Origin of the sequence: Caballeronia catudaia (genome assembly GCF_001544755.2) — a bacterium.
GTDB lineage: Bacteria > Pseudomonadota > Gammaproteobacteria > Burkholderiales > Burkholderiaceae > Caballeronia > Caballeronia catudaia.
Genome location: NZ_FCOF02000031.1, coordinates 44,071 through 68,982 on the forward strand (window position 1 = coordinate 44,071; position 24,912 = coordinate 68,982).

At 60.3% G+C, this 24,912-nt stretch carries 25 protein-coding genes and 3 pseudogenes; 11 read left to right on the forward strand and 17 right to left on the reverse strand.

The annotated features are described in order from the left end of the window. Positions 1–461: 461 nt before the first annotated feature. Entirely contained in the window at positions 462–1,382 is a 921-nt protein-coding gene (locus AWB75_RS25955) for a LysR family transcriptional regulator (protein WP_061126904.1), read from the reverse strand. 120 nt (positions 1,383–1,502) lie between these two features. Here AWB75_RS25955 and AWB75_RS39200 point away from each other — a divergent pair, with 120 nt between their 5' ends. The 4 genes and pseudogenes from AWB75_RS39200 to AWB75_RS38210 all read left to right on the forward strand — a co-directional run. Further along, the gene (locus AWB75_RS39200; RefSeq protein WP_268807868.1) at positions 1,503–1,742 is read left to right on the forward strand and encodes a DsbA family protein; all 240 of its coding nucleotides are present in this window, start codon (positions 1,503–1,505) and stop codon (positions 1,740–1,742) included. Beyond that, positions 1,670–2,173 carry a DsbA family protein gene (locus AWB75_RS25960; RefSeq protein ID WP_268807869.1) on the forward strand — a complete coding sequence of 168 codons (504 nt, stop codon included), beginning with the start codon at positions 1,670–1,672 and terminating at the stop codon, positions 2,171–2,173. The genes AWB75_RS39200 and AWB75_RS25960 overlap by 73 nt, the downstream gene beginning before the upstream one ends. Positions 2,174–2,209: 36 nt before the next feature. Then, positions 2,210–3,424, forward strand: coding sequence for an MFS transporter (locus tag AWB75_RS25965; RefSeq protein WP_061126905.1), 1,215 nt, complete (start codon positions 2,210–2,212; stop codon positions 3,422–3,424). Positions 3,425–3,507: 83 nt separating this feature from the next. Then, a pseudogene (locus AWB75_RS38210) lies at positions 3,508–3,682 on the forward strand (transposase); the annotation flags it as partial. 640 nt (positions 3,683–4,322) lie between these two features. Here the strand turns inward: AWB75_RS38210 and AWB75_RS25980 are convergent. From AWB75_RS25980 to AWB75_RS25995, 4 genes are all read right to left on the reverse strand, one after another. Further along, positions 4,323–4,685, reverse strand: a complete 363-nt coding sequence (locus AWB75_RS25980; protein ID WP_235012239.1) for an HVO_A0114 family putative DNA-binding protein — start codon at positions 4,683–4,685, stop codon at positions 4,323–4,325. After that, entirely contained in the window at positions 4,667–4,966 is a 300-nt protein-coding gene (locus tag AWB75_RS25985; protein WP_235012240.1) for a toxin-antitoxin system TumE family protein, read from the reverse strand. The genes AWB75_RS25980 and AWB75_RS25985 overlap by 19 nt, the downstream gene beginning before the upstream one ends. Before the next feature lie 397 nt (positions 4,967–5,363). After that, positions 5,364–6,725 (reverse strand): MFS transporter, encoded by a 1,362-nt coding sequence (locus AWB75_RS25990; RefSeq protein ID WP_061126908.1) that lies wholly within the window; start codon positions 6,723–6,725, stop codon positions 5,364–5,366. A gap of 140 nt (positions 6,726–6,865) precedes the next feature. Continuing rightward, the gene (locus AWB75_RS25995; protein ID WP_061126909.1) at positions 6,866–7,729 is read right to left on the reverse strand and encodes a VOC family protein; all 864 of its coding nucleotides are present in this window, start codon (positions 7,727–7,729) and stop codon (positions 6,866–6,868) included. Between the two features lie 736 nt (positions 7,730–8,465). Here AWB75_RS25995 and AWB75_RS26000 point away from each other — a divergent pair. Next, a complete protein-coding gene (locus AWB75_RS26000) occupies positions 8,466–8,681 on the forward strand; it encodes a hypothetical protein (protein ID WP_061126910.1) in 216 nt (71 codons plus the stop codon). A gap of 46 nt (positions 8,682–8,727) precedes the next feature. Here the strand turns inward: AWB75_RS26000 and AWB75_RS26005 are convergent, their stop codons facing one another. From AWB75_RS26005 to AWB75_RS26015, 3 genes are all read right to left on the reverse strand, one after another. Beyond that, on the reverse strand, positions 8,728–9,486 hold the full coding sequence (locus AWB75_RS26005) for an SDR family NAD(P)-dependent oxidoreductase (RefSeq protein ID WP_061126911.1): 759 nt from the start codon (positions 9,484–9,486) through the stop codon (positions 8,728–8,730). Positions 9,487–9,507: 21 nt separating this feature from the next. Further along, complete coding sequence (locus AWB75_RS26010) at positions 9,508–10,836, reverse strand: MFS transporter (RefSeq protein ID WP_235012241.1); 1,329 nt, start codon at positions 10,834–10,836, stop codon at positions 9,508–9,510. 70 nt (positions 10,837–10,906) lie between these two features. Further along, on the reverse strand, positions 10,907–11,278 hold the full coding sequence (locus AWB75_RS26015; RefSeq protein ID WP_061126913.1) for a tautomerase family protein: 372 nt from the start codon (positions 11,276–11,278) through the stop codon (positions 10,907–10,909). Positions 11,279–11,696: 418 nt separating this feature from the next. On the opposite strand from AWB75_RS26015, the gene AWB75_RS26020 reads away from it, so the two are divergent. Then, positions 11,697–12,128: a MarR family winged helix-turn-helix transcriptional regulator gene (locus AWB75_RS26020; protein WP_061126914.1), complete on the forward strand. Its 432-nt coding sequence runs from the start codon at positions 11,697–11,699 to the stop codon at positions 12,126–12,128. Positions 12,129–12,150: 22 nt separating this feature from the next. Here the strand turns inward: AWB75_RS26020 and AWB75_RS26025 are convergent, their stop codons facing one another. Next, positions 12,151–12,546 (reverse strand): acyl-CoA thioesterase, encoded by a 396-nt coding sequence (locus AWB75_RS26025; protein ID WP_327219821.1) that lies wholly within the window; start codon positions 12,544–12,546, stop codon positions 12,151–12,153. A gap of 71 nt (positions 12,547–12,617) precedes the next feature. Beyond that, positions 12,618–13,931 (reverse strand): histidinol dehydrogenase, encoded by a 1,314-nt coding sequence (hisD, locus tag AWB75_RS26030; RefSeq protein WP_061126916.1) that lies wholly within the window; start codon positions 13,929–13,931, stop codon positions 12,618–12,620. 109 nt (positions 13,932–14,040) lie between these two features. Between hisD and AWB75_RS26035 the strand changes: the two genes are divergently transcribed. After that, positions 14,041–15,162 carry a LacI family DNA-binding transcriptional regulator gene (locus AWB75_RS26035; RefSeq protein WP_235012242.1) on the forward strand — a complete coding sequence of 374 codons (1,122 nt, stop codon included), beginning with the start codon at positions 14,041–14,043 and terminating at the stop codon, positions 15,160–15,162. 29 nt (positions 15,163–15,191) lie between these two features. Here AWB75_RS26035 and AWB75_RS39320 read toward each other — a convergent pair. Then, positions 15,192–15,768: pseudogene (locus AWB75_RS39320) on the reverse strand (cation:dicarboxylate symporter family transporter); the annotation flags it as partial. Positions 15,769–15,781: 13 nt separating this feature from the next. Here AWB75_RS39320 and AWB75_RS39645 point away from each other — a divergent pair. Next, positions 15,782–16,156 (forward strand): cation:dicarboxylate symporter family transporter, encoded by a 375-nt coding sequence (locus AWB75_RS39645; RefSeq protein WP_456061785.1) that lies wholly within the window; start codon positions 15,782–15,784, stop codon positions 16,154–16,156. Positions 16,157–16,199: 43 nt separating this feature from the next. On the opposite strand, the pseudogene AWB75_RS39650 reads toward AWB75_RS39645, so the two are convergent. Together AWB75_RS39650 and AWB75_RS26045 are read right to left on the reverse strand one after the other, a co-directional pair. Next, positions 16,200–16,497: pseudogene (locus AWB75_RS39650) on the reverse strand (cation:dicarboxylate symporter family transporter); the annotation flags it as partial. Positions 16,498–16,532: 35 nt separating this feature from the next. Then, the gene (locus AWB75_RS26045; protein ID WP_327219837.1) at positions 16,533–17,690 is read right to left on the reverse strand and encodes a xanthine dehydrogenase family protein molybdopterin-binding subunit; all 1,158 of its coding nucleotides are present in this window, start codon (positions 17,688–17,690) and stop codon (positions 16,533–16,535) included. A gap of 101 nt (positions 17,691–17,791) precedes the next feature. Here AWB75_RS26045 and AWB75_RS39205 point away from each other — a divergent pair, with 101 nt between their 5' ends. Beyond that, positions 17,792–17,926: a hypothetical protein gene (locus AWB75_RS39205; protein ID WP_268807870.1), complete on the forward strand. Its 135-nt coding sequence runs from the start codon at positions 17,792–17,794 to the stop codon at positions 17,924–17,926. 104 nt (positions 17,927–18,030) lie between these two features. Continuing rightward, positions 18,031–18,387 (forward strand): hypothetical protein, encoded by a 357-nt coding sequence (locus AWB75_RS26055; protein ID WP_061126918.1) that lies wholly within the window; start codon positions 18,031–18,033, stop codon positions 18,385–18,387. 673 nt (positions 18,388–19,060) lie between these two features. On the opposite strand, the gene AWB75_RS37250 is transcribed toward AWB75_RS26055, so the two are convergent. Further along, positions 19,061–19,309: a hypothetical protein gene (locus tag AWB75_RS37250; RefSeq protein ID WP_143746500.1), complete on the reverse strand. Its 249-nt coding sequence runs from the start codon at positions 19,307–19,309 to the stop codon at positions 19,061–19,063. Between the two features lie 104 nt (positions 19,310–19,413). Here AWB75_RS37250 and AWB75_RS26065 point away from each other — a divergent pair, with 104 nt between their 5' ends. After that, complete coding sequence (locus AWB75_RS26065; RefSeq protein WP_061126920.1) at positions 19,414–20,349, forward strand: helix-turn-helix domain-containing protein; 936 nt, start codon at positions 19,414–19,416, stop codon at positions 20,347–20,349. Here AWB75_RS26065 and AWB75_RS26070 read toward each other — a convergent pair. From AWB75_RS26070 to AWB75_RS26080, 3 genes are all read right to left on the reverse strand, one after another. Beyond that, positions 20,312–21,829: a hypothetical protein gene (locus tag AWB75_RS26070; protein ID WP_061126921.1), complete on the reverse strand. Its 1,518-nt coding sequence runs from the start codon at positions 21,827–21,829 to the stop codon at positions 20,312–20,314. The two genes, AWB75_RS26065 and AWB75_RS26070, sit on opposite strands and share 38 nt — an antisense overlap. 16 nt (positions 21,830–21,845) lie before the next feature. Then, positions 21,846–23,186 (reverse strand): DUF6765 family protein, encoded by a 1,341-nt coding sequence (locus AWB75_RS26075; RefSeq protein WP_061126922.1) that lies wholly within the window; start codon positions 23,184–23,186, stop codon positions 21,846–21,848. A 68-nt stretch (positions 23,187–23,254) separates the two neighbouring features. Further along, positions 23,255–24,889 (reverse strand): LVIVD repeat-containing protein, encoded by a 1,635-nt coding sequence (locus tag AWB75_RS26080; protein WP_061126923.1) that lies wholly within the window; start codon positions 24,887–24,889, stop codon positions 23,255–23,257. Positions 24,890–24,912: the final 23 nt, after the last annotated feature.

The window sequence follows — 24,912 nt, forward strand, 5'->3', positions numbered from 1 at the left end:
TGGGAAGCGCGACCGATGTGAGCTAGCGAGCCCGACCGCGTCCTAGTGAGTCATGGAAGGCGCCCTCTCCATCGCACGGGACGCCGCATTATTCGCAGTCCGATGACCGGTTACAGTAGGAGAGTCGCCACCAAAACGGCCGACTGACGACGGATGTGAAGGGCTGAAAGTGGCCGGTTGCGGTGAATCGACATCGAGCGTCGAATAGTTCGCCGCGCCCTCAAAGATCGTCAAGAGGTCGGATCCTCATACACGGCGCCGCCACCCCGCGTCATCAGAGACGGACTTATCCACAGATTGTGTGAGTAAGCCTGTGGGCAAGTCCGGGACGGGGCGGCCCTATCTCGTTGATGTGAAGCATCAAGCAAATCCAGCTGCGTTGCGAGGCCTACATTGTCCTCACGTAAGCGTCGCCGCGCCGGCATACATCAGGCGCTGCTAGTGCGAGTGAAACGTGCGGCTCAGCCTTCTTGCGGAGTTCTTAACCGTGGCTCGATGAACTGCAAAAACGCTCGCACCTTGGTCGACTGGCGGCGATTAGGCAGGTACCCGGCATACACGACCGCATCGCCCGGCTGAGGTCGCGCCTGGAATGTCTCGAACAGGCGCATCAGGCGGCCGGCGCGGATCTCGGACGCCACAAGCCACTCGGGCAGCAGCGCGATACCCCTCCCGGAAATGACCGCTTCGAACAGTATGTCGAGACTATTGGAGAGCAGTTGGCCGCGCACGTCGACGCGTTCTTCCGAGCCTTCGCGCTCGAAGGCCCACACTTGCCGCGCGCGGTAGCCACCGCCATAGGCAAAGCGCAAGCACTCGTGTCGGGCGAGGTCCGCGGGCGCAGCGGGGGCGCCGCTACGTTCAAGGTACTCGTGGCTCGCCACGACGCAACGCGGATTATCTGCCAGCTTCTTCACGATCAGATTGGCGTCGCGGTCGGCAGAGCCGATGCGAATGGCGACGTCAATGCGCTCAACTGCGAGATCGACGAACCGGTCGCTTACCGCCACGTCGAGGAATAGGCGCGGATATTCGGAGAGAAACGCCGCCAGATGCGGCGCGAGGCACAAGCGGCTATACGTGGACGGCACCGACACGCGGAGCGCGCCGACTGGCGCGGCGCCACTATCGAACACGCTTTCGTCGGCCTCCGCCAGATCGTCGAGCACCTTCGACACCTGCTCGACGTAGGCAATGCCCGCGTCGGTGAGGCTCACCTTGCGCGGCGTACGCGTCAACAGCGCCGTGCCGAGCGACGCCTCGAGCGAATCCATGAGGCGCGTCACGGATGAGGTGGCCACGCCTAGGCGCTGCGCGGCCTTCGAAAATCCGCCTGCGTCGGCTACTTCGAGCAAGGTTTTGACGGCGAGGAATTTGTTCATGCGCGACTCACTGACGATTTACGTTGCGTACAACGCAACACAAGCTTGCATTTTATCCCAATTCAGAATATAAAACGCAACGCCTAAGCTGCAGGCATTGCTCATCGGAGACGACTCGCCATGCCCGCCATCCGAATCGATGTCCACTACGGCTTCATTTGCCCGTGGTGCTGGATCGGCCAGCGCAACCCCGCCGCGGCGCTTGCGGAAGCCGGGATCGAACGCACGGCTGAGGTTGCGTTCCGCTACCTGCCGTTCGAACTCAACCCTGACATGCCCCCGAAGGCATGGATCGCCGCACGTATCGCAGCCAGAAGTTCGGCAGTCGGGCGCGCTCGCAGATCGGGGACGCGCAGGTGAGCGCCGCTGGCCTCGCGGCCGGTGTCCGCTTTGACTACGACAAGATGCTGCGAACGCCCAATACGCGCATTGCGCATCGCCTGGTGCAGTTATCGCAACAGCGCAACCAGCCGCGCGCAACTGCTGCGTTGTGCGACGCAATCTTTGCGGCCTATTTCTCGGCAGGACGCGATATCGGTTCGCCCGACGTACTGCTTGAGATCGCCGCGTTGCACGGCCTCGACACCGACGACGTACGCGCCGAGTTACTGTCCGCACGCATTGGCGCGCCACTCGCTCGTTACGGGCCTAAGGATGGCTCCGGCATTCACGCCGTACCGGTCATCGTGATCGACGGGCATTTGATCAGCGGCGCGCAGCCACCAGCGGTTTTCGGCAACGCGTTGCATGCAGCGGCGCAACGGATTCGGTTCGCTGGGCTTCCCGCATAACCACCCTTCTTTTGTTATCTACTTTATGGAGTCGTCATGTCAAACCAGCTATCTGCCACAGCGAGCGCTGGCAGTTCGGTCAAACTGACAAATGGTCTGATCGCTCTGTTCGCCGTCTGCTGCGGCGCCATTGTCGCGAACCTGTACTATGCGCAACCGATCACTGAGCTGATCGCCCCCGACATTCATATGTCGAGCGGCATGGCGAGCCTGATTGTCTCGCTCACGCAAATCGGGTACGCGTTGGGGCTGTTCTTTCTTGTGCCGCTTGGCGACCTGATCGAGAACCGCAAGCTGATGATCTCCACGGCACTCGTGTCGATTGCGAGTCTCGCCGCCGCGGCATTCGCGCACCAACCCGGCGGGTTTCTCATCATCTCGCTTCTCGTAGGATTCAGTTCGGTCGCCGTGCAGATCCTGATTCCGCTCGCCGCCCATCTTTCACCGGACGAATCGCGCGGCAAAGTGGTGGGCACGATCATGAGCGGCCTGCTGCTCGGCATCCTGCTGGCGCGCCCGATCTCCAGCGTAGTTGCGGGACACTTTGGCTGGCGCGCCGTGTTCGGCTCCGCTGCGGTGCTGATGGCACTGGTGACCGCCCTGCTCGGACTGACCATTCCGCGACGCCAGCCCGCCCATCAGGCCACGTACTTCGAGCTGATCGTTTCGCTTGGCCACCTCGTGCGCACTATGCCGGTGTTGCGTCATCGCTCCCTGTATCAGGCGTTGATGTTCGCATCGTTCAGCCTCTTCTGGACCGCGATTCCAATTGAACTGACGCGCCAGTTGGGCCTCACGCAGACACAGATCGGGCTGTTCGCACTGGTCGGCGCAATCGGCGCGACTTCCGCGCCGGTAGCAGGCCGTCTAGCCGACGCCGGCCACACCGTGCGCGCAACCTTGATCGCGCTCGTGGTCGGCGCGCTCGCCTATATGCCGACGTTCATCCACTCGTCGTGGAGCGTGGCAGGCCTGGCGGCAACCGGCATCGTGCTCGACTTCGCGGTGCAGATGAACATGGTGCTAGGTCAGCGCGAAATCTATGCGCTGCATGCGGCAAGCCGCAACCGGCTTAACGCGCTGTACATGACAAGCATCTTCGTTGGCGGCGCGTTGGGGTCGGCAATCGCCAGTCCGCTCTACGAGCATGGCGGCTGGCCGCTAGTTGCCGCGGTAGCCACGGCCTTTCCACTGATCGCGCTCGCTCACTACCTGTTGATCGGCCGCTCCCATGCCAGGCGTCGCGCGTGAACCGACTGTGCGGTTCTCAGCGGCGTTGCGTTAAGGAAACTCTGCGATGAAGCAACTTCATCTCGGCTTGAACCTTTTCGCGGCTGTACAAGTTGATCGAGCCGCACTGTCCAAAGGGGGAGACTGGCCGTCCGCCATTTCCCCTTTCGACCGATGTTGCACATTCGCTTCGTCCAGCATTAGTTCGGTCTGTCGGATCCAGCGACGGAAGAGGCCCTCTACGATGTGCCGTTGTATCGCGAGTTCCCGGTCCTCGAATCGCAGGCGCGGGACTCGTGGCCGAACTGATTGGTGTCATCGCGGTCGGAGAATTTATGGGACCGCGGATAGCCAAGCAGTCCCGGCATCGAGACATGAGCGAGTTCACCACTTGCGAGGATCGGTTCCGCCCGATCACGAGCAGCGTTCGCGACCGAAGAGATCCGGACCGCAGCGGCGACTTGTGTGCTGGTAGTCGACGGTGCGCCGATAGGCTCGATCCACGCGTTCAAGTGCTTCGAAGTCGTTTGATTGATGAGCTCCGCGTCCGGATCGAGCAGACACTCGTCTTTATGTCGCTCGAGAGCAGACGATCGATCCCGCTGCCGCAGGAGTTGCGTAACAATACGTCTCGATTCGAGTGTCAGCCGTAACCGGGACGGCCGCCGGCCCATCGCAGCGCCTATACGCACCCATCATAAAATTTGAGTCGTCGATTTACATAAAGAAACTTAACGATATTTTGTTAGTTATCCTATGTTTTAGGATTGGATAAGCAGGACAGCCGGATCAGAATCGCTGTCGGGCGCGGTGTCGCCTCGCGCTCAACTGCCGGACGATATCGCACCCAACAAAATTTCGCCCGCTCGCTGAAGAAAAATCTTCAAGGCGATTGCGGTTGGCTCATTCGAGGCTGCCGTCAAGCGGCCTCCGCTTGCAGCGTGAAATCGACGTGGACCGCGTCGTAGGGAAACCCGATGTCGCCGTTTTCCGCGCGCTCTAGGACGCCAACATTGAGCAGCACGAGCACATCGTCATGCACGCGTCGAACGTCGCGCCCGACGCGGCGAGCCAGTTCGCGAATCGACATCGCGCCTGCGCCTGTCATCTTCTTGAGGATGTCCCAGCGCAGCTGTGTGAGCGTCTTGAGAAGCAGTTCGGGCGTCGCAAAGCTAATGAACTCGCCCTGCTGTTCGCCGCGCATCGCCGCGGCGAAACTGCGGGTGATGGCTTCGCGGGAGGCGACGCCGAGCGTTACCGTGTTCATGTCGAAGCCCTCCATTGGTCGACATCTGACCAGAAATCTGTCATCAACTGCTCTGGCGTCGTGAACGCATAGGCCGTCTCAACGTCGCCAACGTGCTTGTGATCGCCCTTTCCGCGCTCATTGTCGTACCGCAGCACGCAGACGCCTTTTACGATGTAGGCCACGCTGTACTTGTAGAAATGCGCGCTTCCCTCGACCGGCTCCGGAACTTGCCACACGAGGAAAGCCGCGAACGAGTGCTCATCGACAGGGACGCGGCGTCTCAGAAGGCGGATAGCGTTCATGTTGACAATCATGACAACACCGCCTGCTGTTGTCAAGTACGTCAACAACCCGAAGAAAAATGTCGGTTTCAACGTCAGAAGTGCAGCGGAGGAGGCTCCGCGCCAAGCCACGACCACATGAGACGCGCCATTCTCCAGGTAACGCCGCATGTTCTGGCCAAGAATTGCAAGTAGCGCGTTGGCCGGTCTCGACCTGGAGCCGACGTTCTACGTTCTGACTCGCGGGCGTCGGTTCACAGGCCCAGAGCCGACATTCAGGAAGTCAGCTGTTGGCCGGCCATCGGCCGCGTCCTTCCGTAACTTCGCGAAGCGTGTCAGCACCATTGGCGTGCGGTGACGCTGAATGAAAAGCCGGAGAAGTTACCTTCGACGAAAATGCAATGCATGTATTCGGCGCCGACGGTCGCCTCTAAAGCTTGGCGGAGCGTGGGGGCGTTCGAGCAACTACAGACGACCTGAGCGCGGCCACGTCGCGTCCCATGCCAAGCATGCCGAGTGCGGCGACGATAGCGGGAATCGCAACCAGAACAAACATGATCGGCAGGCCCAGATGCATGGCTAGCAGCACTCCACCGACCATCGAGCCCACGATCGAACCCACCCGGCCAATGCCAAGTGCCCAACTCACGCCGGAGACGCGGCTGGAGGTTGGATAGTAGGCCGCCGCCAGTGCATTGACGCCGGTCTGCGAGCCGCCGGTCCCAAGACCTGCCCCAAAGACCGCGAACATCAGCATCGGCAACGACGAAGCGACGCCGATGAGCAGGATAAACATGGCGGCAATAGCGTAGGAACTTGCAAGCACCAGACAGGGATTGTATCTGTCCATCAGGCGGCCGATCAGCACGGCGCCGACCGTGCTGCCGAAGGGCAGCGCGGCGGCGACCAACGCAGTCCTACCCAGAGGGATACCTGTGTTGTTAATCACCGTCGGTAGCCAACTGGTGAGCAGGTAATACACCAGCAAACTCATGAAGAAGGTGAGCCAGAGGCAGACGGTGCCAACGATCATGCCTCTGCGGAAAAGGCTGCGGACCGGAGAGCCCTCGACCTTGTTCTCGAGGACGGTGTATGTCGCATGGTCGAGCACGTCCTGCGGTGCGATGCGTCGGAGCGTGCGGACCACTTGCTCCTGGTTTCGGCCGGTCAACGTCAGGTACCGGGCAGACTCGGGCAGAAGCCAAACCAGAACCGGCACCAGCACCAACGGCATTGCTCCACCGAATAACAGCACGCCCTGCCAGCCGTGCAGCGGAAGGATCTGCGAGGCGACCACGCCCCCCAACGCCCCGCCTAGCGTGAAGCCGCAGAACATGCTCGTCACCAGGAGCGAGCGCTGTTTCTCGGGACCGATTTCGGATGTCATCGTAATCGCTGTAGGCATCGCTCCGCCAAGACCCAGGCCCGTCAGGAATCGCAATACGATGAGCTCGCGCACAGAGGTCGCGTAGGCGGACCACAAGCACATGACGCCGAACAGCGCCACTGAAAGGCAGAGTATCGGCTTGCGCCCAAACCTGTCGGCAAGTGGACCAAATACGAGTGCGCCTATCATCAGACCAAACAGGCCGCCCCCGAACACAGGCGCCAACTGAGGTGCGCTCAATGCCAATTGCTTCCTGATGGCAGGCGCAATAAATCCGACGCTTCCGGTATCGAAACCATCCAACGCGACGGCCAGGAAGCACAACGCGACGATCAGAAGCTGATACGTCGACAGCTTGTGCGAGTTGATGAAGTCCTGTACGTCGACCGTTCTGATCGTCGCCATGGCGCTCTCCCTGCAGTCGAGAAATCCTGCCCGCCTGGTTGATGGGTGCAGGCAGGACGCTTGCCCCGCGAATTCTCCGAGGCTCCGTCTCCGGGCCTTGATATTGTTCCTGCGCGATCGGCGATGGATCGGCTCGCGCGTCAGGATTGAAACTCTGGAATATCTGGTTTGGCGCCCCACATGCAAAAGCCGGTGGAACCGAACGGGAAGTGACGGGGGCAATAAGTCGCCTCCTCGTCCCGCCTGATCAGGCGAACGCCTGTCGAGTATTCATAAGTCATTCCGTCGGGACCCTCGAAGTAGAGAAAGATGGCGCCCGACGTCGGATGCCGCCCAGGTCCGAACCGAATGGGTATCCCCTGGTCACGCAGGGTGTACCAGGAGCGCATGAGGTCGTCGATGCTTTCGACCTGGTGATTGATGTGTTGAATCCCGGCAAACGAGGATGGAAAGAGGGCGATCCGGTGGTGTATCTCGTCGATTCTCAGCAGCGGCGCGGGTCCGATCCAGTCGCTCACACGTGCATTGCACAGTGTCGTCCAGAAGATCTCATCGCGGCGGGGATCGGTGCTGCGCAGGCCCACGTGGCTGAAGCCAGTGATTCCGGCATCGCGAGCCGGGAAATAGCGGCGGCCGCAATGCAAGGCGCCGAACACCAATTCGATGTGGTTGCCCGACGGATCCTTGAAGCCGATGAAGCTGCGTACGCGACGTTGATCGCACTCGTCGCGACTGCCGGCGTGCACGCGGAAACCGTTTTGCTCCAACAACGTGCCCGCATGCTCGAGCGCCTCATTCGCGGAGACATCGAATGCGATCGTATGGTCCTTTGGATCGCCCTCGAAGTAAACCAGCGTGTGATCACGCTCATCTGATCGCAGGTAGGTCCACCCACCCTCGCGGCGCACCAGCTGCAATCCAAGAATATCGCAGGCATACCCCACCGCGGCTTCGATGTCACGGGTACCGAGCCGAACATACCGGAGTTCGTGCAAATTGATCATGACCGGGATCCTGCGGTTCGCCTACCTCCAAGGATAGGCGGCATTACCCCAGTGGGTGCACAATTCTCGTGGACCCGAAGCTGCCCTTCGCGATTTCACCGTCGCATTGCCCGCTTACGCTACGAGACGATATCCGCATATTCGAAACACCCGGCGTGGAGCTCGCAAGCGATTGAAATGCGCTTCTAGCGTCGCGTGCCTCATAAGGCTATGCTTCTCGCTACGTTGGTTTTCGCGCAATGCGAACTCAAGGCAACAAAACGTCAGAAGATTCGTGTTGCACCCGATGACGAGGAAGCTGGCGGATGGAGGGTCGGACGCGCTGGATAGTCGATATGGTGAGATCGAGGATGCATTGGGTCCCGCACCGCTTGGCGACATCAACTCGAACCAACCACTGATATGAACGCCCATTGTTCGACGTACAGCGGCCGCATGAATACCCCTCAGAGCACTCGGACGAACAACCGCTACTGGCCGGAACGACCCATCCGCGTCGATATGCTGTCTCGTCAGGCATATCCGAAGCCGAGGTAGCCAGCATCGCCTACAGCCCTGACGCCGTCGCCCTCCTTCGCCGCATGTCGATGCTGTTGAATGACCTCCGATATGAATTACGAAGGTAGACAGCAAGTAACCGATTTCAATGAGCAAGTTTTGGGGCCCCAAGGCAAAGGTCTGCCAGATCTAAAGAGCCCTAACCCGGAACTCACACTGGAGTTAAGGCGACCCCGCCTTGGGCACCGACGTGTCCAGTCACCTGTATCCCGAGGCTTCCGCGCATCTTGTGCGGGTCACGGAAGCAGGTCATTGGCTCGAATGGCAGGATTGGGTAAATCCGATCCTCGAGACGCCGTTTTCCATCAAGTACGGATTGTTTCATGTTCCCGACCGACCGGGCACAGGCCTCGCATTCGATCGGGAAGCGCTGGCGCGGTTTGCTTTTGGCTGAGCGGCAGCCCGATACTCGAGCGCTCTCATTCGCGCCATCGCGAACCTTACTGCGCCGTCCATCCTCCGTCGATGCGCAGACTCGTACCAGTGATCATCGCGGCCGCGGGAGACGCGAGATACAGCACCGCCGCTGCGACCTGCTCGCCTGAAAGCAGACGGCCCATCGGGATCCGGTCGAAGACCCAGTCCCTGAACTGCTCGTTCTCGAAGAACGGTTGCGTCATCGGCGTATCGACGAACGTGGGCGCCACGGTATTCACCCGTATTCGGGGCGCGAGCTCGACGGCGAGTGCTTTCGTCAAACCTTCCATCGCGTGCTTCGTCATGCAATACACCGATCGTTCAGGCGCGCCCACATGACCCATCTGCGACGAGATGCTGATGATGGCTCGATCATCGGCCGCATCGCTTTCTAGCATCTTGCGCACTGCCGCTCGCGTCGCCAGAAACGTCGCTCTGATATTCAGGCCGATCACGAACTCCAGATCGGAGGTCGTCACGTCCGCGAGTCGCGCCGGGATGTTGGTCCCGGCATTGTTGACGAGGATGTCGAGTCGGGGAAGTTCGCCGAACGCGCGCTCCAGTTGATCGTCTTTCAGGAGGTCGCATGTGACAGGCGTACAGGCGCCGCCGTTGCGATGGATGCGCTCCGCGACGACGTCGAGTTCGGCTGCATCCTTGCTCAGCAGATAGACGTGCGCTCCAGATCTTGCGAGCAACGCAGCGATGTCCGCGCCAAGACCACGGCCCGCGCCCGTCACGACAGCGTGCTTCCCTTCAAGGCTAAAAAGTCGATCAGACATAGGTTCTCCCGGATTTCAGATTCAGTTGATCGATGGCTTCGCAGACTGTATCCAGACCGTGCGATCCTGCGCGGCCCTCGCGAACAGCGCGCAAACGAGCGTGATGGCTGCCGCGATCATCGCGAAGACGGCCACGGGCGTGTAGTCGCCGTACTTCGCGAGGAGCGCCGTGGCGATCAGTGGCGTCGGTGCGCCGGCGAGCAATGCGCCCAACTGGAATCCGATCGTCACCCCGCTATAGCGGACTTCGGGACTGAACATTTCAGCGAACCATGCGGCCATCGGCGAGAACACGGCCGCGTGAGCAGTCGTGATCACCATGATCTCGGCGAGCAGGATCATCGTGGGACTCCCGGTCCCGACCATGTGAAAGAACGGAAAGGGCGCCGCCACCGCAACGAGTGCACCGAAGATCACCACCTGCTTTCGACCGAACTTGTCCGATAACGCACCGAAGAGTGGGTTCGTCAGCAGTTCGAGCGCGGCGGCCATCAAGATTGCAACCAGCACCGTCTTTCGCGGCAAGCCGAGATGGCTCGTCATATAGCTCAGGCCGAAAGTGGTAAATACGTAGTACAAAATGTTATCCGCGAAGCGAAGTCCGGCGGAAAGCAAAATTGCCTTCGGGAATCGACGAACCGCCTCGACGATGGGCAGCTTGACGGTCGAGTCGGTGTCGAGCACCTTCCTGAAGGCAGGCGGCTCTTCAATGCGGAGCCGGATCACGAGTCCGACGGCAACGAGTACTGCGCTGAACAAGAACGGAATACGCCAACCCCATGCGAGAAATTCCGTTTCAGGTAAGCGACTCGCCAATTCCATTCCACCCACTGCCATGCACAGGCCTGCCGGAAGTCCCATCTGCGGGAAGCTGCCGTAAAGGCCGCGTCGGTTCGGATTGGCATGCTCCACGGCGATCAGCGCGGCTCCGCCCCACTCCCCACCCACGGCAAGCCCCTGCACGATTCGCAGCAGGATCAGCACGATCGGCGCGGCGAGTCCGATGCTGTCGTACGACGGCACAAGGCCGATCAACGTAGTCGCCATCCCCATGGCCAGAAGGGTGGTTACCAGCACGAACTTGCGCCCGACACGGTCGCCGAGATGGCCCGCGACGATGCCACCGAATGGTCGTGCGATGAAACCTACCGCAAAGGTGCCGAACGCGAGAAGTGTCCCTGTTAGCGGATCTCCACCTGGAAAATACAGCTTGCCAAAAACGAGTGCCGAGGTGATCCCGTAAAGAAAGAAGTCGAACCACTCAATGGCACTTCCCATGAAACTGGCGATAGCGATCGTCACCATTTTCGATGACGAATGCCCCGCCGCATTCGATTGCTTCGTATCCAAAACCGCCTCCTGATGCATTGACCCGCAAATATGTATGAATCTGTTGCCTGTTCGCTTCACGCGCCGCTGATCACGCGTAGGGAGGATCGGGCAACTGCTGGCCGCCGCGAATAATGAATTTAGGATTGAATTCGAGCAGACCTGTCTCGATACGGTCCTCCGAAATGCCAGCATAGTCGCTGAAGATAGCGCTCACTTTCCTGACCAGCGTGAACTTCGCCTCGTCCGATCGACCTGCGCGGATGTTGCACATGATGAGGGTGTCGCCGCCTGGCTCGCCGCCCACGTAGCTGCTTTCGGACGCGAGATCATTGAAGACGACGCTGATGATTTCGAGTGGGGACTTGATGGTCTCGTTCACAGCGATAGTGATCGCTTTGGCGATCTTCCGCTTAATGTCGACGTCCAGTCCGGCACGCGTGTTGCAAACGATAATGGGCATTTTCTGGGACTCCTTCAAAGTTAGGAATAACGGATTGGCAATCCAGCATAAATGGTCGTGCAGTTGCCGGACACCAGTCGGGAAACCGTGGTTGCATATGCATCTATATGGACGCAGCAATCCCAGCAAAGCCGGTCGGCAACTACAATTCGTCTCTTGCCTCGACTCCTTACCGGTCCACGTTTGCAGCCTTGGAGAGTTGTGCCGATTCTGGTTCGCTACAGATGCATCTACAACCGATGTATATGCAACAGTCTAGTGACATTTGACATCTCTTCAACCTAGTGAGAACCCGCACCGACGACTCTCTCTGGAACGCCCGTGCGCAACGCTGCATCGAGTCTTCTCCTCGACGTCTCGTCAGGAAGTGCTACGATAGTTGCATATACACTGATCAATCTCTCAAGAAGGATCTTCGATGTTCACCGATTGCTATTGCACCCAGTTCAGGCGCTCGGCGAATGCTCTGACCAGCATTTACGATGAGGCGCTCCGCCCAGTGGGCCTGAAGATCACCCAGCACACCTTGCTTCGCGGCCTTGATCGGCTCGGCTCGGCCACCTACAACGAGATTGCAGCCGAGTTGTCGCTCGACAAGACGACTATCTCGCGCAATATCAAACTACTCATCGATGCAGGATGGGTTGAGGTCTCCAGCGATGACGATGCGCGCTACAAACTGGCGAAGCTCAGCCCTGCCGGCAAACGTGTTTTGAAAGAGGCTGAACCGCACTGGCGCGCGGCGCAGACTCAGGTCGAGAAGGAACTCAGGAAGTACCTCAAGGGTCCTGCGAGGAATGTGCTTCTAGAGGCGCTGGAAAAGCTGCAGAACGTCGGGAGCGAACGGTAGACCGCCTCGCCGCGCTCAGTTGCTATTCAGTATTACCACCCTGAATCTGATGAGCCGCGCGCTGCAACTCCTCCGATAGCGGAACAGGCCTTCGCGTCACGCGGTCGACGTAGGCGTGAACGAACGTGCCATGCGCGAACGACCGATCACGCTCGTTTCTGAACAGACTGATCTCATACGTCACGCTGGTCTTTCCCACCCGGCTCACGCAGAGTCCACAGGTGACGAGGTCCGGAAAGACGACCTCGTCGAAGTACTCACAGCTCGTGTGCACGACCAGACCGACTGCCTCGCCACGAACCGGGTCGAGAAGACCGCGAGCGACGAGCCATCCATTCACTGCGGTATCGAACCACGTGTAGTGAACGGCGTTGTTCACGTGCCCGTAGATGTCAATGTCTTTCCATTGGGTATTCATCTGGCAAAACCAGTGGAAATCGCTTCGAGGCCGCGGCCTGGTTCGTGTCATGAGCGTCTCCTCAGCGGCGATTACGCGGGAACAGCCGTACCGTACGGCACATCGCGACCGCCGAAGCGGCGCACACGGATGTTGGCTTGCTCGCCGTGCGCGATCATGCCCTCGATGGCGCACAGTCGCGAGCAATACGAGCCGATCAGCGCGCTCGCTTCATCCGTCAGCACCGTTTGATACGTGCAGGTCTTGATGAACTTGCCGACCCACAGACCGCCGGTGTAGCGCGCGGCCTTGCCCGTCGGCAGCGTGTGATTCGTGCCGATGACTTTGTCGCCGTAGGCAACATTGGTACGGGCGCCGAGAAACAGCGCACCGTAGTTCTTCATGTTCTTCAGGAAGTAATCGGGGTCGCGCGTCATCACCTGAACATGCTCGGATGCAATTCGATCGGCCACCGAGACCATCTCTTCGAGCGTGTCCGCCACGATCACTTCGCCGTAGTCGCGCCACGAAACCCCCGCCGTGTTGGCAGTCGGCAGGATCTCGAGCAGGCGCTCGACTTCGGCGATGGTGCCCTTCGCCAGTTGCATCGAGTTCGTGAGGAGAACGGCCGGCGTGTTGAAGCCGTGCTCCGCCTGACCCAGAAGGTCGGTCGCGCACAATTCCGCATCGACGCTGTCATCGGCAATCACCAGCGTTTCGGAGGGCCCTGCGATCAAGTCGATGCCGATGCGGCCGAACAACTGGCGCTTCGCTTCCGCCACGAACGCATTGCCCGGTCCAACCACCATCGCAACCGGATCGATCGTCTGCGTGCCGAGCGCCATCGCGGCAATGGCCTGGACGCCACCGAACGTGTAGATCTCATCCGCGCCGCCGAGGTGCATGGCGGCGACCACGGCCGGATTCGGCTTGCCACCGACCGGCGGCGATGCCGTGATGATGCGGGGAACGCCCGCCACCTTGGCCGTCACGACGCCCATATGTGCCGATGCAACCAGGGGAAACTTGCCGCCGGGGACATAACACGCCACGCTGTCGACCGGCATGTTCTTGTGGCCCAGCACCACGCCTGGCAGCGTCTCGATTTCGACGTCACGAATCGACTCGCGTTGTGCCTGGGCGAAATTGCGCACCTGAGCCTGCGCGAACTTGATGTCCGCGAGCTGGCCCGGAGACAAGGTGCGGACACAGCTCGCAATTTCATCTTCGGACAGTCGGAAGCGCTCAGGCGACCAGTTATCGAACTTCGCCGAAAGTTCGGCGACAGCGATGTCGCCACGCGATGCCACGTCGGCGAGAATGCCCGTGACCACGTCACGAACCTTGGCCGCGTCCTGCGAGGACGCTTCGGCGCTACGGCCATGCTTCAAGTATTGGATTGCCATTTGCATTTTCCCTTGTGCGAGGTGAGGAAGGAGCAGCGTGCGACGCGTATCGGAAGGCTCGCTGCGTTGATGCAAATGTAGCGCAAGTTCTTATGCAAACTTTGCGCAAATGCTCGATACTTTCCCTAGAAACACGATTCACACGGTCGAACGGCTTTCTATCACGACGCATCAATGCAAATTTATGCAAACCAAACCTTCTCCGAGCGTCCGTGCAAAGGCGTCGAAAGTCAGGCTCGAAGATGTCGCCGAGCGTCTCGGCTTATCGGTATCCACCGTGTCACGGTCACTGGCCGGTCATCCCGCCATCAGTGGCGAGACGCGTGGCGCCGTGCAGGCGGTTGCGGCTGAAATGGGTTATCGAATTCCGTCGCAAGGTCGATCCACGCGCAAGTCGGCGACAAAGCTGATTGGCGTGGTCGTCGGCGCCCTGCACAACCGGTTCATGACCTTGTTGCTGACGCATCTTCACGACGCGCTGCAGGAGTTCGACTATCAGATCACCTTGATGATCGACTCGATGAACGACGCGAATAACCTGCTGGCATTTCGGCCCTTGATAGACGGCTATCTCGACGGAATGATCTTTGCCACTGCAACGCTCGACTCACCCGTGGTGGCAGAGATGCAAAGACGCGGGATTCCTCTCGTGCTCGTCGTCCGGTCCGTGGACGACGTGAGGGTCGACACGGTCGAGATCGACAACGTTCACGCCGGCGCCCTCGCGGTCGAGCATCTCTATCAACTGGGGCATCGCCGGATCGGGCTGATCATGGGTTCGCAAAACACGTCGACCAGCAGAGACCGGGTCAAAGGAGCCCTGCAGTGGCTCGCAGGCGCGGGCATAGCGTCGTCATCGGTGCCATTGATATATTGTGATTACACCAGCGAGGCGGGCTATTCGAGCGCCATCGCTATCCTGAGCGAGGAGAACCGGGTCACGGGCATCGTCGCCGGGAACGATACGATTGCACTCGGTGTGCTCGAAGCGGCAAAAAGGCAGAGCATCGCGGTGCCCCAACATCTCTCGATCATCGGCTTCGACGACATGCCTCTGGCGGGGTCGCCGCTTGTCGGGCTGACCTCGATTCGACAGCCCGTTGAAGCCATGGCGCGCACCGCGGCACGCAGGCTCGTCGAGCGCATTCGAGCCGGAGGCACGAGCGCCCCCGTCCGCGATGTCCTGCCCATCCAGTTGGTCCGTCGCGACACAACCGGACCGCTCGGCTGACATCGCCGAAAAGCGTCCGGGCCCCGGAATCAGGGCGCGCTGCCGTCGACGGGTTGCGCTCCATTCAGCGTCACCGTTCCATCGATTGGGATCTGTTGATCTTGCCTGCCGTTGAGGACAGCGTTCATTTTCGACCGGTCGAGCTCTCCTTCCCACGGCGATACCACGACCACCGCTACCGCATTTCCGATGATGTTCACGAGCGAGCGGCATTCCGGCATGAAGCGATCGATGCCGAGGATCAGCACCATGGCTGCCACGGGGAGCGTCGGCACCACGGCAAGACTCGCGGCCAGCGCAACGAAGCCTGCGCCCACGACTGCGCTGGAACCCTTGGACGTGAGCATGGTGACGGCCAGAAGCGTCAACTCCTGTGCGATCGTCAGATGGATATTCGTCGCCCGGGCGAGGAACAAAACGGCAAGCGTCATGTAGATGTTCGCGCCGTCGAGGTTGAACGAGTATCCGGTCGGCACGACCAGCCCCACGACCGCCTTCGAGCAACCGAGGTCTTGCAGCTTCTTCATCAATTGATGGCAGCGCCGCTTCGGACGTACTCGTTCCGAGCACGATGAACAGCTCCTCCTTTAGGTAGGCGAGCAACCGGAACACCTTTGTGATGATTCTGACCAGCGAGAAGAACACGGCGGAAAGCTTGTCGGTGGCTCCGCTGGGGGCGTTCGGTGCGATCTCCTTGACGGTCGGAAAATACGGCATCGGGTCGCTGATACCGCTCTTCAAGCTGATCCTCACCTTTTACGTCACGGCGTTCGTGTTCGTTGCCGTCGTACTCGGAGCGGTCGCCAGAATGGCGGGCTTCACGATCGCGGCGGTCAGGCTGCGCACCTGCTCGCCTGCCGCAGACAGCGCAACCCCGAACATGACCGATACGAAAAGAATGGGGAGCGTGTCGCCCTTTGCGAACGCATCGAAGAACGATACGGGGATGATGCCGACGAGAAATCCCGTCAGCCCGTCGAGGTGTTCCGACTAATTGACGAAGCCCGCTATCGCTCGGGCATCCAGCGATGAAACCGTCACGTTGAAGCCGTCGCCCGGATGCAGCACATGGCCGGCCAGCAAGCCGATCACCAGTGCGATGGACGACACGACCTCGAAATACACCAGCGCCTTGCCGCCCACGCGTCCGACCTTCTTCAGATCGCTCATGCTCCCGATGCCGGTGACTACTGTGCCGAAAATCACCGGTCCGATGATCATGCGGATGAGTTTGATGAACGCATCCCCTAGCGGCTTCATTGCAGTGGCGTAGTGCGGATACAGATGGCCGAGCAGGACACCGGCGGCAATTGCCAGCAGCACCTGAACGTACATAATCTTGTAGAAAGGTTTGATGTCTTTCTGGATGGTTAGCCGGTGATCTTGTGTGGTGCCCGATCCAGTGCCGGCCTGAGGTCGGCTGCGCGAATGGGCAGATGGCGCATGCGCACGCCGACGGCGGCGAAAATCGCATTGCCGATGGCCGGCGCGACCACGGTCGTCGGCGGTTCGCCGAGTCCGACAGGCACCTCCGTGCTGTCCACGAACGCGATGTCCATGTCCGGCACATCTGCCATGCGCAGCGGTGTATAGGTGTCCAGATTCAAATCTCTCACATAGCCGTTCTCGAATCCGGTGCCTTCGTAAAGCGCCATGCTCAAGCCCCACAACGCCGCGCCCTGCGCCTGCGCCATGGCGCCATCAGGATCGATGATGGAACCCGCGTCGATCTCCATCCACAGCTTTTGCACCGTGATGCGCCCGGTTGGCCGGTCTACCCCGACCTGCGCCACGCACGCGCACCACGTCGGCATCGCGCGCTCCTGCCCGAACGAACTGGCGAGGCCGAGACCGGTATCCGGCGGCATTGCGCGTCCCCAGCCTGCGCGTGGCGCCACACGCCGGATGACGTTCGCCTGCCGCCGCGCGCCGCCGGTCGAACTCGGCGCGGCGCCGGCATTCCGGCCGGCGGCCGTCAGATGAGCAAGGCGAAAGGCCACGGGATCGGTCTTCTGCGCATGCGCGACCTCGTCCACGAACGACTCCAGCGCCCAGTTCGTCCAGCCGGGCGCGACCGCGCGCAGCCAGCCGGGACGAAAGCTCTTTTGGGCGAGATCGTTGTTGACCGCGCGGACCCGCAATGCGCCGACCTCGTACCAGTGATCCGCTCCCGAGATCGAGAATGGATCGTAGGGCGCACCGTTGGTGCCCTTCTGCATGTTGCCGGGAAAGACCGTCAGACTCGGCCAGCCCGCGACCGCGACGTGTTCCATTGCCACAGTCTTTCCGTCGTCGTTCCATCCGAGCCGCAGCCGTTGCAGGGTGGGCGAGCGCAGCGAGTCGAGCCGCGTGTCGTCTTCCCGCGTAAGAACCATCTTGAACGGCCGTCCCAGCGCCTTTGCCATCAGCGCGGCGGGGACGGCGTAGTCGCCGTTCAGTCTTCGACCAAAGCCGCCGCCGATCAGGTACGTCCGCATGACGATGCGTTCGACCGGAACTCGAAGCGCTTTTGCGAGGACGGGCAGAATGAAGCCCTGCGCCTGGGATCACGCATGTCATCCTGATCGGGCTACTGGCGAACACGTGCATCGAAGCGACCGGTCGATATGCACAGGAACTCGGTTATCACGTGACGCTAGTCAAGGACGCCACAGCCGCTTTCAAGCGCGAGATGATGCACTCGGCGCACGAATTGAACGGGCCCACTTTCGCGCACAGCATCGTCGATACGGCCCAACTCGTCTCGGCCTTGTCGAAGGCTTGATCGGTCTCTGACGGATGAGCGAAGGCATAGGCTGACGCTTATCCGAAACGCACACTCGAACTTTTTATATCAATTGCACTCGTCGGTCGGATCAGTGCATCGCGGTGACGCCCGTTAGCGCCGCGACGCTCGCAATCGCTGTTGCACTGCTTGCACCCGCCGCTCGGAACGAGTTCTACCTGATCGTCATCATGGTGCTGCTCGACCTGGGGAACCGTGCCGGCTTCGTAGCCAACCAGGCCCGCATTTACGCGCTGCGCCCTGAAGCGCGTAACCGCCTAAATACAATCTTCATGGTGTCGTACTACCTCGGTGGCGCTGCGCGTGCAGCGCTCGGCGGCTATGGGGCACGCCTCGACGACTGGATCGGACTCGCGGTGGTCGGCGCCGTGCTGTCGCTTGCTGCTGCGGTAGCCAGCGCGTACGCTGCGCATGCGGCTTCCGCGGACAGGCCGGCGTGACTACACGGTTCGCTGAAGCCGCCTCCTCTTGTCGAGTCTGGCTTACGACGCTGCAACGCACGCCCCAGTCGACGCGCGAGCGTGCACCCTTCCTAGACAGACAGGAAGTCATTGATTTTTAGCAATATTAATTTAGCGCCAGAAGGCAGAGCCTTGTCAGGACTGGAGCGCCCTAACTCGGAAATTGCATGGGAATCAAGGTTACCCCTGGCGGCGAGCTTCGCCGAGCACCTCGACGATGCGATCGCGGTAGCGAGCAAGGGTGCCGCGTGCGGGCTTGCGCTTCAAAGTGCGGCCGGTCAGGGAAGGCATAGGCGGATACTCGCTGGTGCGTCGATGAGATTATGCTCACGCTGAGACCCGCGCCGGCAACCGCAAAAATAAATCAATTCTAAGCGTCGCACTGCTGTTCGTTCCTCGCCTGTTCATGGCCGCGGCGTTTTCGCGCTCACGCGCCTCAGCGCTGGCGAGAAGCTCTTTGACTAGAGGTGAGTTCACTGACGACGCGCTGTTTCTTGCACAACGGCTCGTCGAACTGGCCCGAGGAGACAGAGACGTTTGGTTTGCTCGCGCTGATGCCGTACGCGTGGGCGCGTCGCGGAGCGGTTGGCGACTGTTTGCCGCTGTCGGCTCTATTTCTGTTGACGAAGGCTGTCCGGAAATGCGTGATCCCTCATCGCATTCTGCGGCGGGGCGATTGATCTCGACAACCTACTGCGCCCTTGCTCACCGCAAGGACACCAAGATGCTGCACGCTCGGCGGCAGGGACTTCTTCGGCAGCGCCGGGTTCGTGATCGAACCGCTGGTTGCGGCGCTGTCCATGGCGGGCCTGAACGTTTTTGCGCGCGCCCAGAAGGAGAAACCACAACGCGAGTACCGCCGCGCCGCGAGGCGCATGTCGGACTTGGCGAACATCAGCATTCGAGTAAGACTCGAGTAAGAATGGGCGCCTAAAGTTAAGCGATAACTAAAGTTGCGGTCGCCGCTTCTGGAGAATCGCAAACAAATCGGACGGAGGATGAACCGTGACAAACCAGCCGGCGATGACCGATGTGCGCACGATTACTCCCGACGGCGGCCGGGTGCGTTGGCAGCCGCCTGCGAAGTGGCGACGGCGCCTCGTCGCGTCCTCGCTCTCCGCTGTTTCGGTGGAGCACTGTATCGCCGGTGCTTCGGAAGTTCCCAATTTGGAGGCAACGGGACCAATCCTCGCGATGTACCTACGGATTCCGACGGCACTCGAGCTTCGAATGGACGGCGGCGGATGGGCGTCCAAGCGGCTTCGAACGCCGTTGATCTACGTTCCGGCCGGGTTTTCATGTTCCAGCCGATGGACCGATAAGGCCGAGTGGCTGACTGTCCACTTCGAATCATCCTGGCTGGACCGTTCCGGTTTGCTGACGGAAAATCAACCCGTCTCGATCGGCCCTCGGTTCGACGTCAGTGACGAACTGCTCACCCAGATTGTCAGAAGTCTCCATGAGGACGCGCTGGCCGGGATGCCGATGGGCCCGCTTTACGCCGAATCGCTGGGGGCCGCCGCCCTGCGTCGCATGGTGTACCTGGAATCGCGTCGGCGGCCGACGGAATACACACACGCCGCCATAATGCAAAAGGCTGCCGACTACATTCAAGACAACCTCGAGGACGAACTGACACTCCTGACGGTGGCTAATGCAGTGGACTATCCGGGTGACCTCTATTCTTTCATCCGAAGCTTCAAGAAGGCCCACGGGATGACGCCCCACCAGTACATCATCGAGAGTCGCTTGCACGCAGCGCGCAAGCTGATCGTCAGCGGGCAGTGCGACATCACGGAAGCCGCGCTCAGCTGCGGTTTTTCGACCGCCAGCCATTTCTCGGCGACGTTCCGCAAGCGGTGGGGCGTCTCGCCTTCAAAGTTCAAGCCGGCGTCTGCGAACTTCATGCGAGAGGAAGCGAGAGAATCCACAGGCCGCTGATGGTCAACGCAATCGTCAGCACGAGCAATGGAAGCTGGTTCACGATGGAAGTTCTGGCGAGCTCCCGGCTCCTGATAGTAATTGCGTGGGTGATGTACACGCTGAGGATGTGGCCTACAAGAATCAGCGCGACCTGGCCGTGCCAGATATACCCCACATTGATGAGGGGCTGCGCCGCGCCTTGCTTGACTAGCGACATCGGCAACAAGCGCCAGCCCAGCCCGAGCGGATCGGATAACAGTGAGAAGAGTTGCGTGCCCTGGACTAAGAACAGCGTGAAGTAGTGGCAGACACTGTAAAAGAACGCGATGGGCAATAGCACCAAACAGAATTTCTGCGAGAACGATTTTCCGTCCGCCGATGATCGCGAGCTGATCGCGCTCAGCGTTCCGAAGCCTCGAAATACGCAGTAGTACGTCAGTCCTATCAAAAAGAACGTGAGCCATTGCCAGGCAAGAATGAACCCGCCGGCGATTGCATAGTTTTTTCCGAACTCGGGGAAAAGCCTCAGAATATGTGGATAGACGTTGCGCCAAAACAGCGCATTCCAGGCCGCTGTGTCACGTAAGCTGTCGTAGGCCGTCGACGAGAGCATGAAAGACAGAAACGCGACTACGCTGATGTGCGAAGGGTTGCACCGGGCAATGTCAACAACGGGGTTTCTCAGCGTGACTGTCGCGCCATTTTCGGGGACGGGGTGCCATTTGCACAGCGAAAGCTTCGCAGAGAGCCTGCATAGAATGCCAAACGTATCAAAGTGATCGAGCCACGTTTGACGTCCAAAACAGAGGGAACCGACCCCCGCATAGGCCAGGTAGCCCAGAAGAAAGAGACTGACGTCTCTCGGTTTGCCCGCCCCAAACAGTTCAAGCGCGATCAGCGCGATATAGACGAGCAGGGCGGGATAGGTTGCAAGGTGAGGCGGGTAGCGATATCGCCCCTGCTCCAGGTTGTGGAAATAGCGCCCACCAACGCGCAATAGCAGCGCGAACGGATTGCAGAATGCATAGAGGTCTCCGAACAGCGCGCTGACATACATCGACCCTAAGTAGAACCAGATCCAGAAGCCCGACATGTTGAGGTTGAGAAACGGGTTCTGGGTTCCTGCCATGCCAGAGACGACCAACATGGCGACGAACGCTGTACATGCAAGCTGCACGGCACGCAGAAATGGCGCTGCAATGCGCAGCCCTGTTTCCGGCGTGTTCCATGATCGCAACATGTCGTGCGCCGGCGTAGCCGTTGCGAAAACCGCGACCATGAAGGAAATGATCAACGTACCGGTGGCGGCGTATGCGTACAACCACAGCGGGACGGGAAGGTAGTAGGGAGCGCTCCAGGCATGCGCGTCGGCCAAGGTCGGTAGCCACGCCACCATCATCATTGCGGATGAGCCGGCAAGCCGCATTCTTCGGCGCGGCGCGAAGGTCCCGGTGCGGTGCCGGTCAGTCTTGCAGCCGCGCGCAATGTCGTTAGCCATTTCAACGCCTTCTCGTTCAGTAATCGGCAGACGAGATCAGCCCGGTAATCTTCCAGCCGGAACCGTTTTGCTTCTCCGACACAACCCCGATCGTATCGTTTGGCGCGTCGAGCAGCTTGATGAGGGCGATGGCCCGCGGGTTCCCGTCCTTCGAATCGGGCAAGTGGAAAACAAGAAAAGGCAGGATAGGGGACGGCTTGTCACTTTCCACTATCAAGGGCAGTACGGCATCATTCAATGATTTAAACACCTCGAACGCGGCGCGGCCGCCCAAGGTGGAAGACCAACTTGTTGCTGGATGCGGCGTGTTTTCAAGCGCAAGATAGGCGCCATGGTCTCGAAGCCTCCATCCGATGAGCTGGTCAATCAAGGTGCCGGCGGACTTACGCGATGACGCCAATGACAGTTCAGGGAGCCAACGCTTTTCAATCGGTGACGTTGTCACCCATTCGACGAAGAACCGCGTATAAAAATCTACGAGACCGCTATCCACACCCGACTGTGTCGTCGGTGGCATGGGGGTTGGAATGTCGCGCCGCCCCTTCCACCGGGACGCCTTCCACGCCGGACCGTCCGGCAGGCTAATTCCATCGAGAAATGACGTATCAGTAATGCCGTTGGCCACAAACCAGTCTGCTTTGGCACGCTTCGTTCGCGCGACAATAAAGCCTGTCAGCGCTTGCTGGATCTGGTCCCAGGCTGCCGGTTGCCGGGCGGCACCGTTGATCATTGGATACCTCAACATCTGCGTGAATGTGGATTTCGCCATGTCGTTCACGTCGGTGGGCCAACGCCAGGTTAAATCTGCGGCGTGGCTAGATGGTGTGCCGCGATCGGCGGGCACACCCATCACCAGGCGGGCGTCACATGTGATGCCTTCGCGGCCCCAATCTGGAACAGAAGGGACGCCCTTGTGTGCCCAGGAATCCTGCAGGGAATGCAGCGACCGTCCGAACTCGCCGAGCATGAATGCGGCCTTTCCCCCGTCGGCGCGTCGCAATGCTGTGTCAATCAAGGACAAGGCCGGCGCACCGCCTGGCACGACTGACCGGACGTGCGCGTCAGCCGGAACCTTGCGCTCGCTCGGATAGTGTCGAGCCTGAGCGTCTACGGCATCCGGCGCGAAACGCGACAGACACGCGTATTGCAACGGCGACGTCATGTATTCAATCGACCCTGCATCAATGCGCTGATTGGCGAGCGCAATGGCCTCGGCTTCCCGTGAGGCGAACCCGGCCTGCTTCGCGAGCCAGAGCGTGAGTCCGAAGTGCACGTCGGACTCGAAACCGGCACATGTCAGCGGGTTGGCGAGTGCGGCCAGCAATACCAGCGTAGTAAAGCTCAATCGTTGCTGCATGAAGGGCCCTGTGAAGACCTTGTGGATTGCCCCTCGAGGCGAGGCTCGAGGGGAGTCGTTCCTGCACTTCAGTTACCTGTCTCTGTCGCCTTCGTGCTTTCCGGGAAGGGCCAAGTACCGTTCTCAAACGCGAGGACGAGCAGGCCGTTGTCTTGACACGCCGTGGTCAGCAGATGCCGGTCAAAATCGAAGTCGAGGCGCGAAGCGCACCAGTCTGGGCCACCTGCGCGATATTGGCCGAACATGAGATGTCCGGAACCAGCGCCCGGAGACTTTACGGAAGCCGGGTTGTAGTAGGCAATTTCCTTGGGCTTGGACGGATCGCGGATATCGAACACGCGCACGCCCGAATTGAAATAGCTGCAGGCAAGTGCGGTGGCGTTTTCACGATTGTCCACGCTGCAATAGTGGCTCCCGTAGGTGAACCAGGAAAGGCCGAGAACGTCGGGAATGACCTTGCTGCAGTTGTCGGTTGCATGCGTTTCGAGCCGCAATTCCGATACAAGTTGCGGCGACGCTTCGTTGGACATGTCGTAGATGTGCGCCAGCGGGAACGGCGTCATGCCCGCGTTGCACGCAGCTTTGACGCCCGCGGCGGTCATATCCTGAAGGCCGCCAGACCCCGATTCGTCTACTTCAACCAGATAGGGCTTGCCCGCTACAGAAAACGGGATCGTGTGTTGTGCTGCACTGCCGTTACGAATGGGCACCGTTGAAATTCGATGCATCTGCGCGTTGGGACGCCGGCTCTGCACCTCACTGGCATCGACGACGAGGAATCCATTGTCTCCAGTCGCGTTGGCGTTGTTCAGCGGCGGCGCTGCCGAGCCATGCGCCGGCCCGAGGTTTCCGGATGCGACAAAGTACGCGCGGGTACCGTCCTGGCTGACCGAGAGGCCGTGAGAAAACGAGTCGAGTCCCAGCGCGCCCACCCCGACTGCCGAGATAAGCTTCGGCCGGGTCGGTACGGTCAGATCGACCGCATAGTAGGTCTTTGTCATGGCGCCGCCCACATAGTACGTGAGGCCGTCAGGCGAAAAATTGCCCTCGTGACCCAGCGGCTGCGTGGACGGGATGATGCCGCCGTCGGCTCCCGTGCCAACGGGCACGCTTGCGAGCAACTGGGGCTGGGTGCAGTCGGAAGCTACGTCGTACAGGTCGATCTCGGGGCCGCCACCGCCAGCGAGCCCGTTGTCTGCGAGCAAGATCCCACGTGCGGCGTTTACCCGCAGGGATTCCCACGGATCGATCATCGACCTGGAGGTCAATGAGTTCACCCGCATCGGCTGTGCCGGATTTGTGATGTTGATGACGGGCACCCCAGGATTCAAACGCGGCGGTGCCTCAGGATTTTTGAATGCCGGGGTTGCGCCCATCGTCGCGTGATAAAAGCACGTCTGGCCCTTCTTGTCCGTGTAAGTTGCAGAAGACCACGACGCACCTTCTCCCTGGAGTTGACTGACGAGCTTCAGGTTGCAACTGAAGCCGCCAAACCCTGACTGGCGAAGCGCAGCCGGCACTTGACCTTGCAGCGCCGTCTCGGGCGTGTCACCCGGACTGCAACTCGGAGCCCGAGGGACGACATAGTCCGATACGGATACCGTGGGCGCGGCGGCCGCTGTGTCGTCGGATCCCCCACCGCAACCGGTGAGTGCCAGCGTGCCGAGCGATACCGCGATTGCCAGAACGTTAGAACGTCGCATGAAACGTCTCCCTGGAGCCGTCG